18 protein-coding genes and 1 riboswitch are annotated in these 16,847 nt (G+C 69.9%); of the genes, 11 read left to right on the forward strand and 7 right to left on the reverse strand.

What is annotated here, in order from left to right; translation table 11 throughout:
- Window positions 1-62 precede the first annotated feature (62 nt).
- From ACZ573_RS26175 to ACZ573_RS26215, 9 genes are read left to right on the forward strand one after another with little or no spacing between them, the layout of a single operon-like run.
- Window positions 63-395, forward strand: coding sequence for a TcmI family type II polyketide cyclase (locus ACZ573_RS26175; protein ID WP_471308457.1), 333 nt, complete (start codon window positions 63-65; stop codon window positions 393-395).
- Window positions 392-1,663 carry a beta-ketoacyl-[acyl-carrier-protein] synthase family protein gene (locus ACZ573_RS26180; protein ID WP_471308200.1) on the forward strand — a complete coding sequence of 424 codons (1,272 nt, stop codon included), beginning with the start codon at window positions 392-394 and terminating at the stop codon, window positions 1,661-1,663. The genes ACZ573_RS26175 and ACZ573_RS26180 overlap by 4 nt, the downstream gene beginning before the upstream one ends.
- Window positions 1,660-2,853: a ketosynthase chain-length factor gene (locus ACZ573_RS26185; RefSeq protein ID WP_471308201.1), complete on the forward strand. Its 1,194-nt coding sequence runs from the start codon at window positions 1,660-1,662 to the stop codon at window positions 2,851-2,853. Before ACZ573_RS26180 ends, ACZ573_RS26185 begins: the two co-directional genes overlap by 4 nt.
- Window positions 2,854-2,893: 40 nt before the next feature.
- Window positions 2,894-3,160, forward strand: a complete 267-nt coding sequence (locus ACZ573_RS26190; RefSeq protein ID WP_030718886.1) for an acyl carrier protein — start codon at window positions 2,894-2,896, stop codon at window positions 3,158-3,160.
- A gap of 35 nt (window positions 3,161-3,195) precedes the next feature.
- Window positions 3,196-3,981, forward strand: a complete 786-nt coding sequence (gene fabG / locus ACZ573_RS26195) for a 3-oxoacyl-ACP reductase FabG (RefSeq protein ID WP_266383837.1) — start codon at window positions 3,196-3,198, stop codon at window positions 3,979-3,981.
- Between the two features lie 33 nt (window positions 3,982-4,014).
- Entirely contained in the window at window positions 4,015-4,968 is a 954-nt protein-coding gene (locus ACZ573_RS26200) for an aromatase/cyclase (RefSeq protein ID WP_471308205.1), read from the forward strand.
- Window positions 4,965-5,864: an alpha/beta fold hydrolase gene (locus ACZ573_RS26205; protein ID WP_471308208.1), complete on the forward strand. Its 900-nt coding sequence runs from the start codon at window positions 4,965-4,967 to the stop codon at window positions 5,862-5,864. The genes ACZ573_RS26200 and ACZ573_RS26205 overlap by 4 nt, the downstream gene beginning before the upstream one ends.
- A 35-nt stretch (window positions 5,865-5,899) precedes the next feature.
- Window positions 5,900-6,079 carry a hypothetical protein gene (locus ACZ573_RS26210; protein WP_471308211.1) on the forward strand — a complete coding sequence of 60 codons (180 nt, stop codon included), beginning with the start codon at window positions 5,900-5,902 and terminating at the stop codon, window positions 6,077-6,079.
- Window positions 6,076-6,930 carry a 4'-phosphopantetheinyl transferase family protein gene (locus ACZ573_RS26215; RefSeq protein ID WP_471308213.1) on the forward strand — a complete coding sequence of 285 codons (855 nt, stop codon included), beginning with the start codon at window positions 6,076-6,078 and terminating at the stop codon, window positions 6,928-6,930. Before ACZ573_RS26210 ends, ACZ573_RS26215 begins: the two co-directional genes overlap by 4 nt.
- A 341-nt stretch (window positions 6,931-7,271) precedes the next feature.
- Here the strand turns inward: ACZ573_RS26215 and groL are convergent, their stop codons facing one another.
- The 4 genes from groL to thrC all read right to left on the reverse strand — a co-directional run bounded on the left by groL (window position 7,272) and on the right by thrC (window position 11,458).
- Entirely contained in the window at window positions 7,272-8,894 is a 1,623-nt protein-coding gene (gene groL / locus ACZ573_RS26220; RefSeq protein WP_033223630.1) for a chaperonin GroEL, read from the reverse strand.
- Between the two features lie 327 nt (window positions 8,895-9,221).
- The gene (locus tag ACZ573_RS26225) at window positions 9,222-9,428 is read right to left on the reverse strand and encodes a cold-shock protein (RefSeq protein ID WP_030009783.1); all 207 of its coding nucleotides are present in this window, start codon (window positions 9,426-9,428) and stop codon (window positions 9,222-9,224) included.
- A 425-nt stretch (window positions 9,429-9,853) separates the two neighbouring features.
- Window positions 9,854-10,132 (reverse strand): MoaD/ThiS family protein, encoded by a 279-nt coding sequence (locus ACZ573_RS26230; RefSeq protein ID WP_033223628.1) that lies wholly within the window; start codon window positions 10,130-10,132, stop codon window positions 9,854-9,856.
- Between the two features lie 36 nt (window positions 10,133-10,168).
- A complete protein-coding gene (gene thrC / locus ACZ573_RS26235; RefSeq protein WP_471308218.1) occupies window positions 10,169-11,458 on the reverse strand; it encodes a threonine synthase in 1,290 nt (429 codons plus the stop codon).
- A 17-nt stretch (window positions 11,459-11,475) separates the two neighbouring features.
- Window positions 11,476-11,633, reverse strand: a riboswitch (SAM riboswitch).
- A gap of 185 nt (window positions 11,634-11,818) precedes the next feature.
- Here thrC and ACZ573_RS26240 point away from each other — a divergent pair.
- The gene (locus ACZ573_RS26240; protein WP_471308459.1) at window positions 11,819-12,769 is read left to right on the forward strand and encodes a glucosyl-3-phosphoglycerate synthase; all 951 of its coding nucleotides are present in this window, start codon (window positions 11,819-11,821) and stop codon (window positions 12,767-12,769) included.
- 46 nt (window positions 12,770-12,815) lie between these two features.
- Window positions 12,816-14,267 carry an alpha,alpha-trehalose-phosphate synthase (UDP-forming) gene (locus tag ACZ573_RS26245; RefSeq protein WP_471308220.1) on the forward strand — a complete coding sequence of 484 codons (1,452 nt, stop codon included), beginning with the start codon at window positions 12,816-12,818 and terminating at the stop codon, window positions 14,265-14,267.
- 92 nt (window positions 14,268-14,359) lie between these two features.
- Here ACZ573_RS26245 and otsB read toward each other — a convergent pair whose 3' ends face one another.
- The 3 genes from otsB to ACZ573_RS26260 are packed head-to-tail and all read right to left on the reverse strand — an operon-like array spanning window position 14,360 to window position 16,830.
- A complete protein-coding gene (otsB, locus tag ACZ573_RS26250; RefSeq protein ID WP_471308222.1) occupies window positions 14,360-15,208 on the reverse strand; it encodes a trehalose-phosphatase in 849 nt (282 codons plus the stop codon).
- A 39-nt stretch (window positions 15,209-15,247) separates the two neighbouring features.
- Entirely contained in the window at window positions 15,248-15,484 is a 237-nt protein-coding gene (locus tag ACZ573_RS26255) for a DUF3263 domain-containing protein (protein ID WP_030031449.1), read from the reverse strand.
- A gap of 47 nt (window positions 15,485-15,531) precedes the next feature.
- Window positions 15,532-16,830: an extracellular solute-binding protein gene (locus ACZ573_RS26260; RefSeq protein WP_471308224.1), complete on the reverse strand. Its 1,299-nt coding sequence runs from the start codon at window positions 16,828-16,830 to the stop codon at window positions 15,532-15,534.
- Window positions 16,831-16,847: the final 17 nt, after the last annotated feature.

The following is a 16,847-nucleotide window of genomic DNA, read 5'->3' on the forward strand; positions in this document are numbered from 1 at the left end:
ACGACCAGGTCGCGACCCGGTTCTACGAGTGGCACGGCCATCCGGTGACCGAGGAGCACCGGATGTACAGCACCGTGATCGTGGCCCGGCTCGACCCCGCCGACATCGACACCGTCGCGAAGCTGTTCGGAGACTTCGACAACGGCACCGAGCTGCCGCACACGATGGGCACCCGGCGCCGGCAGTTGTTCGCCTGCAACGGGCTCTACTTCCACATCCAGGACTTCGAGTCCGACAACGGCGGTGAGCTGATCGAGCGGGCGAAGTCCGATCCGCGCTTCGTGCAGATCCAACAGGACCTGCTGCCTTACATCTCCGTCTTCGATCCGGAGACATGGCGCTCGCCCGCCGACGCCATGGCGTCGCGCTTCTACACCTGGCAGGTCACGGCATGAGCAAGCGTCGCGTGGTCGTCACCGGGATGGAGGTGCTGGCTCCCGGCGGCGTGGGCAGGGACAACTTCTGGTCCCTGCTGAGTGAAGGCCGTACGGCCACACGGGGGATCACCTTCTTCGACCCCAGCCAGTTCCGGTCGCGCGTGGCCGCGGAGATCGACTTCGATCCGTACGCGCACGGCCTGACCCCGCACGAGGTGCGGCGCATGGACCGGGCCGCCCAGTTCGCGGTGGTCGCGGCGCGTGGTGCCGTCGCGGACAGCGGCCTCGAGACGGATGCCCTGGACCCCTACCGCATCGGTGTCACCATCGGCAGCGCGGTGGGTTCCACGATGAGCCTCGACGAGGACTACCGCGTCGTCAGTGACGGGGGCCGACTCGATCTGGTCGATCGCGCCTACGCCGACCCCTTCTTCTACAACTACTTCGTGCCGAGCTCGTTCGCCGCCGAGGTCGCCCGTGCCGTGGGTGCGCAGGGGCCGAGCAGTGTGGTGTCGGCCGGGTGCACGTCCGGGCTCGACTCCGTCGGGTACGCCGTCGAGCTGATCAGGGAGGGCACGGTGGACGTCATGGTCGCCGGAGCCACCGACGCACCGATCTCGCCGATCACGATGGCCTGCTTCGACGCGATCAAGGCGACCACACCTCGCCACGACGAGCCGGAGCACGCCTCCCGGCCGTTCGACGCCACCCGCAACGGCTTCGTCCTCGGCGAAGGCACGGCGGTGTTCGTCCTCGAGGAGCTGGAGAGTGCCCAACGCCGCGGTGCGCGAATTTATGCGGAAATCGCGGGATACGCGACGCGCAGCAACGCGTACCACATGACGGGGCTGCGCCCTGACGGCGCCGAGATGTCCGAGGCGATCACGGTCGCGCTCGACGAGGCCCGGATGAACCCCACCGCGATCGACTACATCAACGCGCACGGCTCGGGCACCAAGCAGAACGACCGGCACGAGACCGCCGCCTTCAAGCACAGCCTCGGCGATCACGCCTACCGCACCCCCGTGAGCTCCATCAAGTCCATGGTGGGGCACTCGCTGGGCGCGATCGGCTCCATCGAGATCGCGGCATCGATCCTGGCGATCCAGCACAACGTCGTGCCGCCGACGGCGAACCTGCACACCCCTGACCCCCAGTGCGACCTCGACTACGTTCCTCTGACCGCACGCGACCAGTTGGTCGACGCCGTCCTCACGGTCGGCAGCGGCTTCGGGGGGTTCCAGAGCGCGATGGTGCTGGCCCAACCCGAAAGGAGTGCGTCATGACGACATCTGTCGTGGTGACCGGACTGGGCGTCGTTGCCCCCAACGGGCTCGGCGCGAGGGACTATTGGAGTGCGACCCGGGTCGGCAAGAGCGGCATCGGCCCGCTCACCCGCTTCGACGCATCGCCGTATCCGGCGAAGCTCGCCGGGGAGATCGACGGCTTCGTGGCCGAGGAGCACCTGCCCAGCCGCCTGATGCCGCAGACCGACCAGGTCACCCGGCTCTCGCTGGTCGCGGCGGACTGGGCGCTCGCCGACGCCGGTGTGAACCCCGCCGATCTGCCCGCCTTCGACATGGGTGTGATCACGGCCAGCTCGGCCGGCGGCTTCGAGTTCAGCCAGAACGAGCTCAAGAGCCTGTGGAGCAAGGGCGGCGAGTACGTGAGCGCGTACCAGTCGTTCGCCTGGTTCTACGCGGTCAACACCGGCCAGATATCCATCCGCAACGGGATGAAGGGCCCCAGCGGAGTCGTCGTCACCGACCAGGCCGGCGGTCTCGACGCGGTGGCGCAGGCCCGGCGTCAGATCCGCAAGGGCACCTCTCTCGTGGTAGCGGGCGCTGTGGACGCACTGCTGTGCTCCTGGGGCTGGGTGGGACTGCACACCAGCGGCCGGCTGAGCACCGAGAAGGAACCCACCCGCGCCTACCTCCCCTTCGACGACCGGGCGGCCGGCCATGTGCCCGGCGAGGGCGGCGCCCTGCTCATCCTGGAATCCGCCGACTCCGCCCGCGCCCGCGGAGCCAAGGTGTACGGCGAGATCGCCGGCTACGCCGCCACGTTCGACGGACGCGAGCCGGGCCTGCGCAAGGCCGTGGAACTGGCCCTCGCCGACGCCGGCATGGTGCCCTCGGACGTGGACGTGGTCTTCGCGGACGGCGCGGCCGAGCCCGAGCTCGACCGGATCGAGGCGCAGACCCTCGTCGAGGTGTTCGGCGAGCGGGGCGTCCCGGTCACCGCGCCCAAGACGATGACCGGCCGCCTGTACGCGGGCGGGGCCGCCCTTGACCTCGCCACCGCCTTCCTCTCGATGGAGGCGGGCCTGATCCCCGCGACCGCCCACACGGAACCCGCCGACCGGTACGGCCTCGACCTGGTCGTCTCGCAGCCGCGTACCGCCGACGTTCGTACGGCGCTCGTCGTCGCCCGCGGCCATGGCGGCTTCAACTCGGCGATGCTCGTCCGTTCCTGAGCCCCTCATCCCGATCCCTTCCCCGAAAGGCAGGACCCCCATGTCTCAGGCCACTTTCACCCTCGACGACCTCAAGCGGATTCTCCTCGAAGGCTCCGGCGCCCCCGAGGGCAGCGGTCTCGACCGGGACACCCTCGACACCGAGTTCTCCGACATCGGCTACGACTCGCTCGCGCTGCTCGAGACCGCGAGCCGGATCGAGCGCGAGTACGGGATCGAGCTGGACGAGTCCGTCATGGGCGAGGCCACGACGCCTCGCGTCTTTCTCGACGCCGTCACCGCACACCTCACGGCACCGGCCGCCTGAGCACCGACCCACCAGCGAACCGAGAAGGGGAGAAAATGACACAGCAGGAGCAGCGCGTCGCCCTGGTGACCGGCGCCACCAGCGGGATCGGTCTGGCCGTGGCCCGGCTGCTGGCCGAACAGGGCCACCGGGTGTTCATCGGTTCGCGCACCGAGGACAAGGTGCTGACCACGGTCAAGCAGCTCCAGGAGGAGCAGCTCGACGTGGACGGCGCGGTCCTCGACGTGCGCTCGACGGACTCGATACGCGCCTACGTCCAGGCCGCCGTCGACCGGTTCGGCAGGATCGACATCCTCGTCAACAACGCGGGCATCAGCGGCGGCGGGGTGACCGCCGACATCGCCGACGACCTGTGGAACGACATCATCGACACCAACCTCAACAGCGTGTTCCGGCTGACCCGGGAAGTCCTCACGACGGGCGGCCTGCGCGACAAGAGCTGGGGCCGCGTCATCAATATCGCCTCCACCGCCGGCAAGCAGGGCGTGGTCCTGGGGGCGCCGTACTCCGCCTCCAAGCACGGCGTCGTCGGCTTCACCAAGGCTCTGGGCAACGAGCTGGCGCCTACCGGCATCACCGTCAACGCCGTCTGCCCCGGCTATGTCGAGACGCCCATGGCCGAGCGCGTACGGCAGAACTACTCCCGCCTTTCCGGTGCGCCGGAGAGCGCCATCCTGGAGAAGTTCCAGGCCAAGATCCCGCTGGGCCGCTACTCGACCCCCGAGGAAGTGGCCGGCCTCGTCGGCTATCTGGCCTCCGACACGGCGGCGTCCATCACATCCCAGGCCCTGAACGTCTGCGGTGGCCTCGGCAACTTCTGACCGCACCGCGCCCGTCCCGACCCGAGGAGCCCCATGCCGTCCGAACTGCGTACATCCGAGCACGAAATCAAGATCGCGGGACCGGCCGAGAACGTCTACCGCTTGCTGGCGCAGGCGGAGAACTGGCCGCAGCTGTTTCCGCCCAGCATCTACGTCGACCATGTGGAGCGCGGCGAGCGCGAAGAACGCATCCGCATCTGGGCGACGGCGGGCGACACCGTCAAGGCCTGGACCTCGCACCGCACCCTGGACCCGGACCGGCTCCGCATCGGCTTCCGGCAGGAGGTCAGCACGCATCCCGTGGCCACCATGGGCGGAACCTGGCAGCTGGAGGCTCTCCCTTCCGGAGAGACCCTGGTGCGCCTGAGCCACGACTTCCGGGCGGCCGACGACGACAGCCTGACCTGGCTCGAGGAGGTCGTGGACCGCAACTCCCGCTCCGAACTCGACTCTCTCAAGGCACTGGCCGAGTCGAGGAGCGCGGCCGCTGACGAACTGACCTGCTCCTTCGAGGACACGGTGCAGATCAAGGGCGCCGCTCAGGACGTGTACGACTTCATCTACGAAGCGAACCTGTGGACCGACCGGCTGCCCCACGTGATCACGGTGCGCCTGGACGAGCCGACACCCGGGTTGCAGACCCTGGAGATGGACACGCAGTCCAAGGACGGCAGCATCCACACCACCAAGTCGCACCGCGTGGGACTGGCTCCCCACCGGATCGCTTACAAGCAGACCACGCTGCCCGCACTGATCACTCTGCACACGGGTCACTGGACCTTCACGCCGAACGACGACGGCATCGCGGCGTCCTCGCAGCACACCTTCACCGTCAACACGGACAACATCGCCAAGGTGCTCGGAGCGGACGCGACGGTGCAGGACGCGATCGCATACGTACGCACCGCGCTCAGCACCAACAGCAAGGCGACCCTCGGCATCGCGAAGGAGTACGCGGAAGGACTCGCCGGGGAAGGCCGTTCATGACCACGGCGCCCGTTGCCCCGCCCCCAGGGCGGTCCATCGACCAACGGCACATCACGCTGGACGCGGACGGCATCATGCTGTCCGCCCGGCTCGCCCAGCCGGTGCACGTCCCGCCGAGGGCCACGGTCGTCGCCCTGCACGGGGCGGGGATGAGCGCCGGGTACTTCGACGGACCGGCGCACCCGGAGACCTCGCTCCTGGCGGTCGCCGCAGAACTGGGCTTCACGGTGGTGGCCATCGACCGCCCCGGATACGGCCGGTCGGCCGCCCAGCTCCCCTACGGCCAGGGGGTCGTGGCGCAGTCCCACACCCTGGCCGCGGCGCTGCGCCGGCTGGTGGGGCAGTACGAGACGGGCGCGGGCATCTTCCTGATGGGGCACTCCTTCGGGAGCAAGCCGGCGTTGCAGATCGCGGCGGACGGCACGGTCCCCGAGCTCATCGGCCTCGACCTGTCCGGCTGCGGCGCCGAATACCTGATTCCCCCCACCACACCGGCCACCCGCGCCGGAAGCTGGAAGCTCAACTGGGGCCCCTTACGGCTGTACCCCCCGGGGACGTTCCAGTCCAGCGTCGGCGTCGTCGCTCCGGCACCGGAACGTGAACTGGCTGACGCCGCTCAGTGGCCGACGGCGTTCGCAGCACTCGCGGAGCGGATACGCGTTCCGGTCCGGTTCACCTTCGCCGAGCACGAGGCGTGGTGGCGCCGCGACCACCAGGCGCTCACACGGTTGCGGAGCCGGCTGGTCTCGGCGCCCCGGGTCCTGATCGACCACCAGCCCGGCGCAGGCCACAACATCAGCCTCGGCTGGGCGGCACGGGCGTACCACCTGCGGGCTCTCGGCTTCGCGGAGGAGTGCCTGCGGCGGCAGTCACCGGAAACGGGACAACGCGCATGACCCGGGGACTCGTCGGTGAAGGGGACCTCCTCACCGTGAGCACGCCCCCTCCCTCTCGCGCGGAGGAGGAACACCCCCTGGTCGCGGTACTGAACATCTTCGCCCCCGGCATCGGGAACACTCTCGGAAGTACGGAGCGGGAAACGGAGGAAGACGCGCGCTTCATTCCGTACGACGCGGTGGCCCGGCGCCTGGCACGACTGGGGCTGTCATGACCGCGAGGGCGAGGCCGAGCCGGGCGCCGGAGAGCCTCTTCCTCGCCTGCGACCTGCAGGCGCCGGGGGCCGAGGCAGCGGCCCGAGCGGCACTCCGCCGCCTTTCCCCCGACGACCAGGAGCGCGTGGCACGCCTGCGCCGCCCCGCCGATCGGACGCGCTCGGTGCTGGCCCGCCGACTGGCCCTCCAAGCCGCAGGCCGGCTTCTCGGCGTCCCGTGGACCGGACTCCAGCTCGGGCGTCATCGCGATGGGCGCCCGTACGTGAAGACGCAGCCGCACCTGTTCGTGAGCATGGCGCACAGTGGCCGCTACGCGGTGGCCGCCGCGGCGCTTGGCGCGCGGGCAGGTGTGGACGTGGAGGAGATCTCGCGCGTGTCCGGGCTGCCGGACAGTGCCTTCCTCACTCCGGCCGAGATCTCCGCCCTGCCCTCGGCAGGGCGCGCCGCGGAGCACAGGGCGGCGCTGTGGGTGATGAAGGAAGCCGCGATGAAACTGACGGGCGAGGGCATGCGCGCGGGCATGAAGCGCGTCGGCTTCCGGCGGCAGGGAGATCCGCGGATTCCCTTTTCCGCGCACACGCCCTACACCGCCGGCGAGTTCAATGTCTGCCGTCTCCCCGGCGGGTACGTCTGCGCAGTGGGAGTTTCGGCGGGTGTACCACCCGCCGCTCCGACGGTCCTTGCCGTCGGCCCTCGAACACGGATGGAAACAGAGAGGACCGACTTCTCCGTGCATCCCTTCCAAGAACACGGCACCGCGTCACCGGCCGCACACCGAGCGGAACAGGACGAGGAGGTGGAGGTGGAGGTGGAGGAGGCTGAATCTCACATCTGGCTCAGCGTCAACTGAGTACGGCCACGGCCACGGCCACGGGCACCCCATGAGACCGGTCAGGGCGAGCGAGCAGCAGCTCTGACCACACCGCCCCGACGGCTCGCGCGTTCGTCATCTGCCGTGCCCTTCTCGCCACAACGGCGGGGAAGGCACGGCATTCCTCCCGGTACAAGCGGTATGCGTGTGGTGATCCCCCGGCCACGGCTGCACGCTGCACCGGGATGGGACGAATGCGCGGGTCGTCGGGGCCCACTGATTTTCTGACGCCTCCCGGAACGCCCGAGGGCGGCACCCCCGTGGGGGTGCCGCCCTCGTTCGAGAACAGCCGATCAACCGGTGGCCGGAGCCGGGGTCGATCAGAAGTCCATGTCACCACCCGGCATGCCGCCGCCCGCGGGGGCACCGGCCTTCTCGGGCTTGTCGGCGATGACGGCCTCGGTCGTCAGGAACAGCGCGGCGATCGACGCGGCGTTCTGCAGCGCGGAGCGCGTGACCTTCGCCGGGTCGATAATGCCCTCGGCGATCATGTCGACGTACTCGCCGGTCGCGGCGTTCAGGCCGTGACCGATCGGCAGGTTGCGCACCTTCTCGACGACGACGCCACCCTCGAGACCACCGTTGACGGCGATCTGCTTGAGCGGGGCCTCCAGCGCGAGCTTCACGGCGTTGGCGCCGGTCGCCTCGTCACCCTCGAGCTCCAGCTTCTCGAAGACCGCGGAGGCCTGCAGCAGGGCCACGCCACCACCGGCGACGATGCCCTCCTCGACGGCCGCCTTCGCGTTGCGAACGGCGTCCTCGATGCGGTGCTTGCGCTCCTTGAGCTCGACCTCGGTCGCGGCACCGGCCTTGATGACGGCCACGCCGCCGGCCAGCTTCGCGAGGCGCTCCTGGAGCTTCTCGCGGTCGTAGTCCGAGTCGGAGTTCTCGATCTCGGCGCGGATCTGGTTCACGCGACCGGCGACCTGGTCGCTGTCACCGGCACCGTCGACGATGGTGGTCTCGTCCTTGGTGATGACGACCTTGCGGGCGCGGCCGAGCAGGTCGAGACCGGCGTTCTCCAGCTTGAGGCCGACCTCCTCGGAGATGACCGTGCCGCCCGTGAGGATGGCGATGTCACCGAGCATGGCCTTGCGGCGGTCACCGAAGCCCGGGGCCTTGACGGCGACGGACTTGAAGGTGCCACGGATCTTGTTGACGACGAGGGTGGAGAGCGCCTCGCCCTCGACGTCCTCGGCGATGATCAGCAGCGGCTTGCCGGACTGCATGACCTTCTCCAGGAGCGGCAGCAGGTCCTTGACCGAGCCGATCTTGGAGTTGACGATCAGGATGTACGGGTCGTCGAGGGACGACTCCATGCGCTCCATGTCGGTGGCGAAGTACGCCGAGATGTAGCCCTTGTCGAAGCGCATACCCTCGGTGAGCTCCAGCTCCAGACCGAAGGTCTGGGACTCCTCGACGGTGATGACGCCTTCCTTGCCGACCTTGTCCATGGCCTCGGCGATGAGCTCGCCGATCTGGGTGTCGGCGGCGGAGATGGAGGCCGTGGAAGCGATCTGCTCCTTGGTCTCGACGTCCTTGGCCTGGGCGAGCAGGGCGGCGGAGACGGCCTCGACGGCCTTCTCGATACCACGCTTGAGGGCCATCGGGTTGGCACCGGCGGCCACGTTGCGCAGACCCTCGCGGACGAGCGCCTGGGCCAGCACGGTGGCGGTGGTCGTACCGTCGCCGGCGACGTCGTCCGTCTTCTTGGCGACTTCCTTGACCAGCTCGGCGCCGATCTTCTCGTACGGGTCCTCGAGCTCGATCTCCTTGGCGATGGAGACACCATCGTTGGTGATCGTGGGGGCGCCCCACTTCTTCTCAAGGACGACGTTGCGACCCTTGGGGCCAAGGGTGACCTTGACGGCGTCGGCGAGCTGGTTCATCCCACGCTCGAGGCCGCGGCGGGCCTCCTCGTCGAACGCAATGATCTTGGCCATCTGAAGTGGTCCTCCCGGACAGCGGTGGATTGCTCCCAGGACCGCGCCCGCGCCCGCGACGGACGGCCTGCGTGCCCGGCGGTTCCTTCCCGCCGGACCCTGCGGGCCTCACCGACCCGGTCCTCGTTTCAGTAGCACTCTCACGTGGAGAGTGCTAACGCCAATGATTAGCACTCGACCCCTCCGAGTGCAAGCGGCTTCGCGCATCGCCCCGCTACTACCGGGCACACGGACGAGGGGCCCCCATCCCGTGTCCAGGATGTGGGCCCCTCGTGGTGTTCCAGGTCTTCGCTGAAGACTGTGCGTCGGTGGTCGATCGCGCCAGGACTAGCCGAGTGCGAGTTTGACCATGTCCGCCTGCGGACCCTTCTGGCCCTGCGAGATCTCGAACTCGACCCGCTGACCCTCTTCAAGGGTGCGGTACCCGTCCATCTGGATGGCGCTGTAGTGGACGAACACATCCGCACCACCGTCGACCGCGATGAAGCCGTAGCCCTTCTCCGCGTTGAACCACTTGACGGTGCCCTGAGCCATGCCTAACTCCCCTATTACTGGCCCTTGCGCAGGAACGCACTTCACGATCCCGGGTCAGAACTTGCGTCGGAACGCGTCGACCGAGGCTGAATGTATCTGCGCGGATGCTGTCTGCAACAGGTCAATCCGATGAGAATTCTGGACACCGAGAAACATTGAAATAGAGTGAAAATTTGCCATACTCCCGGGCAACTCGGGCCTGACATATCTCGCCAAAGCCCCATACCGCACTCGCATGTTGGCCCGATGTCGACCCTTGCGCGGCCCGTTCATATGCAGGGGGCAAGAACAGCGGAGGGGACTTCCCCAACCCTACCGCGCCCAATCAAGCAGAATTGCCCCCTCCGCTTTTGCGGAGGGGGCAATTTCGGTTTGCGCGTGTCACCTGGGCGGTGACGGGGATGCGGCCGGGGAGACCCGGGGAATCAGCAGCCGCCGGCGACGGCCGGGATGATCGAAACGCCGGCGCCGTCGGGCGTCGCCGCCTGCAGCCCGCCCTCGAAGCGCACGTCGTCGTCGTTGACGTAGACGTTCACGAAACGGCGCAGCTTGCCCTGGTCGTCCAGGACGCGCGCGGCGATGCCCGGGTGGTTCTTCTCCAGGGACTCGATGACCTCGGCGAGGGTCGCGCCCTCCGCCGGGACCTCGGCGACGCCGCCGGTGTAGGTGCGCAGGATGGTGGGGATGCGGACGTTGACGCTCATGGCGCTACTGCCTTTCCGGGAGTACGTGGAGGGTGGTCAGGCCAGGCCGGCGGCGCGGAAGGCGTCCAGGCTCGGGCGGATGGTGGCGGTCTGCCCGCTGTCCGCGGCCACCGCCTCCAGGGTCTTGAGGCCGTCACCGGTGTTGAGGACGACGGTGGTCAGCGTCGGGTCGAGCTGACCGTTGTCGATGAGCTTCTTCGTCACGCCGACGGTCACACCGCCCGCGGTCTCGGCGAAGATGCCCTCGGTCTGCGCGAGGATCTTGATGGCCTCGACGACCTGCTCGTCGGTGACGTCCTCGACGAAACCGCCGGTGCGGCGGGCGATGTCCAGGACGTACGGGCCGTCCGCCGGGTTGCCGATGGCCAGCGACTTGGCGATGGTGTTCGGCTTCTGCGGGCGGACCACGTCGTGACCGGCCTTGAAGGCGGTGGACACCGGGGAGCAGCCCTCGGCCTGGGCGCCGAAGATCTTGTACGGCTTGTCCTCGACGAGGCCGAGCTTGATGAGCTCCTGCAGACCCTTGTCGATCTTCGTCAGCTGCGAGCCGGACGCGATCGGGATCACGATCTGGTCGGGCAGCTGCCAGCCGAGCTGCTCGCAGATCTCGTACGCGAGCGTCTTGGAGCCCTCGCCGTAGTACGGACGCAGGTTGACGTTGACGAAGCCCCAGCCCTCGCCCAGCGGGTCGCCGATGAGCTCGGAGCAGAAACGGTTGACGTCGTCGTAGTTGCCCTCGATGCCGACAAGGTCGCCGCCGTACACACCGGCCATGACGACCTTGCCCTGCTCCAGGTCGTGCGGGATGAACACGCAGGAACGGAAGCCGGCCCGGGCGGCCGCGGCGCCGACGGCGCCGGCCAGGTTGCCGGTCGAGGAGCAGGACAGGGTGGTGAAGCCGAAGGCGCGGGCGGCCTCGACGGCGATGGCCACGACGCGGTCCTTGAAGGAGTGCGTCGGGTTGCCGGAGTCGTCCTTGACGTAGAGCTTGCCGGTGATGCCCAGTTCCTTGGCCAGGTTGGCCGCGTCCACGAGCTTGGTGAAGCCGGGGTTCAGGCTGGGCTTGGAGGCCACGTCCGCGGGGACGGGCAGCAGCGGCGCGTAGCGCCAGATGTTGTTCGGGCCGGCCTCGATCGCGGCGCGCAGGGCCTCGACGTCTTCAGATGAACCAGTGCCGGTCGGGAGGTCGTAGGCGACTTCCAGCGGTCCGAAGCACTCGGCGCACGCGAAGATGGGGCCGAGGTCGAAGCGGGTACCGCACTCGCGACAGGAAAGGCCGGTGGCAGGTCCGAGATCAACAGAGGTGGCGACAGTCTGTGCAGCCATGATGGCGAGGCCCTTTCTCCTCATCTTCCCCATGGCGCACTTCGCCATGAGACGGAATTGGCACCTTCCCTAGCCGGGGACCTCGCTGACGAGCGCTGACGCGCGATCGCGAGAACCGACTGGAGGGTTGCCGGGGCTTCAACGGGCCGTGTCCCTCTGCCCCTCTGGATGAGCGGTATGGCACCGGCACACGCGCTCTGTGGCGCGCCGGTGCGTTTGTACGCGGGGACCCCCGGCATGCGGTGGTCCTTCGCGTTGTTCAAGACTGTAACCGAAGGCCCGGGCGGTTGAGACAGCCGTCCGAACCGCGAGATGGATCACATAAGGGCGAATATCGCCGACACGCAGGGAGTGCTGAGGGTGCTGGAAGAGGTGGAGCGATGGCTGGCCGACCGCTCCTGGTCCGCCGCCGACCGACCGCTCGACCAGCTGCTCGACCGGAAACGGGCGGCCGGGACCACGGTCAGCGTGGTGCTGCCCGCGCTGGACGAGGAGGCGACGGTCGGCGCGATCGTCGAGACCGTCCGGCGTGAGCTGATCGAGGGACTGCCCGTCCCCCTGGTCGACGAGCTGGTCGTCATCGACTCCGGCTCCGCCGACCGGACCGCGGAGGTCGCGGCGAAGGCCGGGGCCCGGGTGGTGCACCGCGACGAGATCCTGCCCCGCCTCCCGGCGCTGCCCGGCAAGGGCGAGGTGCTGTGGCGCTCGCTGCTGGCCACCGGTGGGGACATCGTCTGCTTCGTCGACGCCGACCTGCGGGACTTCTCCGCCACCTTCGTCTCCGGCATCGTCGGACCGCTGCTGACCGACCCCGGCGTGCAGTTCGTCAAGGCGATGTACGACCGGCCGCTCGGGGACACCCCGGGCCAGGGCGGCCGGGTCACCGAGCTGGTCGCCCGCCCGCTCCTGAACCTCCACTGGCCGCAGCTGGCCGGCTTCGTGCAGCCGCTCGGCGGCGAGTACGCCGTACGCCGCTCGCTGCTGGAACGGCTGCCGTTCCCCGTCGGGTACGGCGTCGAGCTGGGCCTGCTGGTCGACGCGCTGCACACGGTCGGGCTGGACGCTCTGGCCCAGGTGGACGTGGGCGTACGGGTCCACCGCCACCAGGACGGGCAGGCGCTGGGCCGGATGGCCGCGGCGATCTACCGCACCGCCCAGGTACGGCTCTCGCGCGGGCACCTCGTGCGGCCGGAGCTCACGCAGTTCGAGCGCGGGCCGGAGGGCTTCGTACCGCGGACGCATCCGGTGGACACGGAGGAGCGGCCGCCGATGGCGGGCGTCAAGGAGTACGCGCTGCGCCGCGTGGCGTGAGGGAACGTACGGTTTGAGCGGGCCCGGGCCGGGCTAGGTTGGCCGCATGGCTTCCCAGGTGCTCGTCGCAGCGAACCGCGGCCCCCTCTCCTACGCCCTCGCCGAGGACGGGACGCTCAGCGCCCGGCGCGGCGGGGGCGGTCTCGTCTCCGGCCTCTCCACGGCCCTCGCGGAGCAGCCGGGGGCGCTGTGGATCTGCGCGGCGCTGTCGGACGCGGACCGGGAGGCGGTCCGCCGGGGCGTGGCCGAACCAGGCGTCCGGATGCTGGACATCGATCCCACGATGTACGACGACGCGTACAACGGCATCGCCAACTCTGTGCTGTGGTTCACGCACCACCACCTGTACGACATCCCGCGCGAGCCGGTCTTCGACGCCGGGTTCCGGCGGCAGTGGGAGTCGTACGAGCGCTACAACCACGCGTTCGCCGAGGCCCTGGCCGAGGAGGCCGCCGAGGGCGCGCGAGTGCTGGTCCAGGACTACCACCTGGCCCTGGTGCCCGGACTGCTGCGGGTGCTCCGCCCCGACCTGCGGATCGCGCACTTCACGCACACCCCGTGGGCCGCGCCCGGCTATCTCGCCATGCTGCCGGACACGGTCCGCGAGACCCTGCTGTGGGGCATGCTCGGCGCGGACGTGCTCGGCTTCCACACCGAGGCGTGGGCGGCCGAGTTCCTGGGCTCGGCGCAGCTGGACGACGCGTGGGGGCGGTCCGAGGTGCGCGACGGCTCGGTGGTGGAGCACCGCCGGTACACGGTGTGGCCCACCCGCACCACGCACGTGCGCGCGTACCCGCTGGGCGTGGACGGGGACGAGCTGCGGGCGCTGGCGCACCGGCCGGAGGTGGACGCGAAGCTGGCGGAGCTGCGGGCGGAGGTCGACGGCCTGCGGACGATCCTCCGCGTGGACCGCACGGAGCTGTCGAAAAACATCCTGCGCGGCCTGCTGGCGTACCGGGAACTGCTGACCACGCGCCCGCAGTGGCGGGGCCGGGTGGTCCACCTGGCGTCGGCGTACCCGTCGCGGCAGGACCTGGCGGTGTACCGGAACTACACGGCCGCGGTGGCGGAGCTGGCGGCGGAGATCAACGCGGAGTTCGGTACGGAGGACTGGCAGCCGGTGCTGGTGTCGGTGAAGGACGACTTCGCACGCTCGCTGGCGGCGTACCGGCTGGCGGACGTGGCGCTGGTGAACCCGGTGCGGGACGGGATGAACCTGGTGGCGAAGGAGATCCCGGTGGTGTCGGAAGCGGGGTGCGTGCTGGTGCTGTCCACCGGGGCGGGGGCGTACGAGGAGCTCCGCCAGGACGCGCTGACGGTGAACCCGTACGACGTGACGGCGACGGCGGACGCGCTGCACGCTGCGCTGGCCATGCCGGTGGGTGAGCGCGCGGAACGCACCAAACGCCTCGCGGCGGCGGCGACGTCCCTCCCCCCGACCCAGTGGTTCACAGCCCAGCTCTCGGACCTCGGCCCATCCAGCCCCGCCGGCGTTTGAGGCGCGGGGGTCCGGGGCTGGCCCCCGGTAGCGGCGCCGTTGCCGGGGCTCCGCCCCGGACCCCGCTCCTCAAACGCCGGAGAGGCTGAAATTCAACTGCGGATGGCCTCGGCCAGGGCGGCCAGGAAGGCCGCGACCGTGCCCGGGCTCGGGAGGACGAGGTCGGCGCGGGCGGCGAGCTCGGGGACCTCGGCGGAGCCACTGCACACCAGCAGCCCCGGCAGGCCCTCGGCCCGGCGCTTCTCGACCGCCGAGTACGCCGCCAGGTCACCCAGGTCGTCGCCCGCGTACAGCACCGCCTCCGCGCCCCGCTCCGCCAGGAACTCGGTCAGGGCGACGCCCTTGTCCATGCCGGGCGGCCTCAGCTCCAGCACCGCCCGCCCCGGCTCGACCATCAGCCCGTGCCGCGCCGCGAGCTCCGCCAGCGGCTCCCGCAGCGCCGCGAAGGCCGCCGCCGGGTCCTCCGCCCGCCTGGTGTGCACGGCCAGCGCCCGGCCCTTCTCCTCGATCCAGGTGCCGCGCCAGGCCCCGATGGAGTCCAGGAACCCCGGCAGCTCCGCCCGGACCGCCGCCACCCCGGGGTGTTCGGCGGGCGCGTGGACGATGCCGGTGACGGCGTCCCACCGTTCGGCTCCGTAGTGGCCGAGGACGACCAGGTGCTGCAGGCCGGGGACTCCGGCGAAGCCCCCGTAGCGGACGGCGACGCCCGCCGGCCGTCCGGTGATCACCGCTACCGAGTCGACCTCGGGGGCGAGCACGGACAGGGCCGGGACGGCTCCGGGGTGGGCTCGGGCCTGGTCCGGGTCCGGGACGATGTCGGCGAGGGTGCCGTCGAAGTCCAGGGCGACCACGGACCGGCGGGGTGCGCGCAGCAGCGCCGCGAGTCCCTCGCGTCCGGCTGCGGTGACGGGCATCGGCAGATCGTGCGGATGACTCCCCATACGCACGACCCTAACGGCCGGGCGGTGCCACGGCTACGGCTATCGCCGGGCTCGCTGGGCTTCGCGGATCCTGCGCAGCCGGTTCACCGTGCCAGGGGCGTGGGCCAGGGCCCTCGGATCGTCCATCAGTGCGTTGAGCAACTGGTAGTAGCGGACGGGGGTCATCCCCAGCCCTTCCCGTATGGCGCGTTCCTTGGCTCCGGGCCCGGGCCAGGTGCGTCCCTCGTACGCGAGCACCGCGGCCTCCGTGGCCGTCAGCTGCCCCTCGTCCGTCATACCGCCAGATTAACGCCGCGCTCTGACACCCGGCCCGCCGCCACCGGTCAGCGCGGGTCCGCCGCCCGGGCGGCGGTGGCGATCTGCTCCAGCACCTTCGCGGGCTGTCCGCCCGGCTGGACGGTCTTGCCGATGTTCTGCTTGATGTCCTCGCTGACGCCCGCCCAGGACTTCTTGCCGACCGGGTACAGCCGGGAGCTGGGCAGTGCCGTCAGGAAGGGCTTCAGCGGCGCGGCCGAGCCGCTGGTGGCGGCCTGCTTGGCCTGGTAGCCGCTGGTGGTGGCGGGCAGCAGGTCGTACTTCTCGGTGAAGGCCGTCACGTTCTTCGGCTGGTACAGGAAGTCCAGGAACTTGCCGGACTGCTGGCGGTGGCCGTTCTTGAAGGCCATGACCCAGTCCGCGACGCCCATCGCGGGCTGGTCGCTGCCGTCGGACGTGGGCAGCGGCACCATGCCGAACTTCACGCCCTTGGCCGCGGCCTGCTTGAGCAGGGTCGGGTGCCCGTTGAGCATGCCGACCTCGCCCTTGGTGAAGCCCTCGAAGGCGGCCTGGCGGTCCAGCTTGCCGGGCTCCACGGGGCCGGTCAGCCCCTGGCCGACCATCTTGTCCCGCAGGAACTCCAGCGCCTTGACGTTGGGGGCGGAGTCGATGGAGTACGACTCCTCGTTGTCGGTGTAGCCGCCGCCGCCCGCGAGCATCCACATCATCGTCTCGGCCTGCGCCTCTTCGCGGCCCAGGGGCAGCGCGAAGGGGGTGGGGACGCCTGCCGCCTTGAGCTTCTTGGCGGCGGCTTCGAGGTCCGCCCAGTTCTTGGGCTGCCAGCCCTTGGCGTCCTTGCCGATCACACCGGCGTCGGCGAGCAGCTTCTCGTTGTAGAAGAGCAGGCGGGTGCTGGAGACGAAGGGCATGCCGTACTGGACCTGCTTGACCTTGCCGGCGTCCGCGAGCGGCCCGAGGAAGTCGGCCTCGGTCTTCACGGAGAGCAGCTCTTCCGCCGAGTACAGCTTGCCGGCGGCCGCGTAGTCGGAGTAGGCGCCGATCTGGGCTATGTCGGGGGCCTTGCCGGCCTTGACCATCTCGGCGACCTTGGCGTCGACCTCGGACCAGGAGTAGACGCTGACCTCGACCTTGGTGCCGGGGTTGGCCTTCTCGAAGCCCGCGGCGAGGTCCTTCCAGTACGCCTCGGAGGAGTTCTGCGGATTGTCCCCGTAGTCGGCCGCCACGACCCGCAGGGTCACCTCGTTGTCTCCGGTGAGCCCGCCGACGGCTCCGCAGCCCGTCAGCGTCACGGCAGTCAGGCACAGCGCGGCGCCGGACGCGGCCAGGCTCAGGTAACGGCCCTTCACAGTTCTCCATCCACCCC

The organism is Streptomyces sp. NPDC040545 (assembly GCF_055595065.1).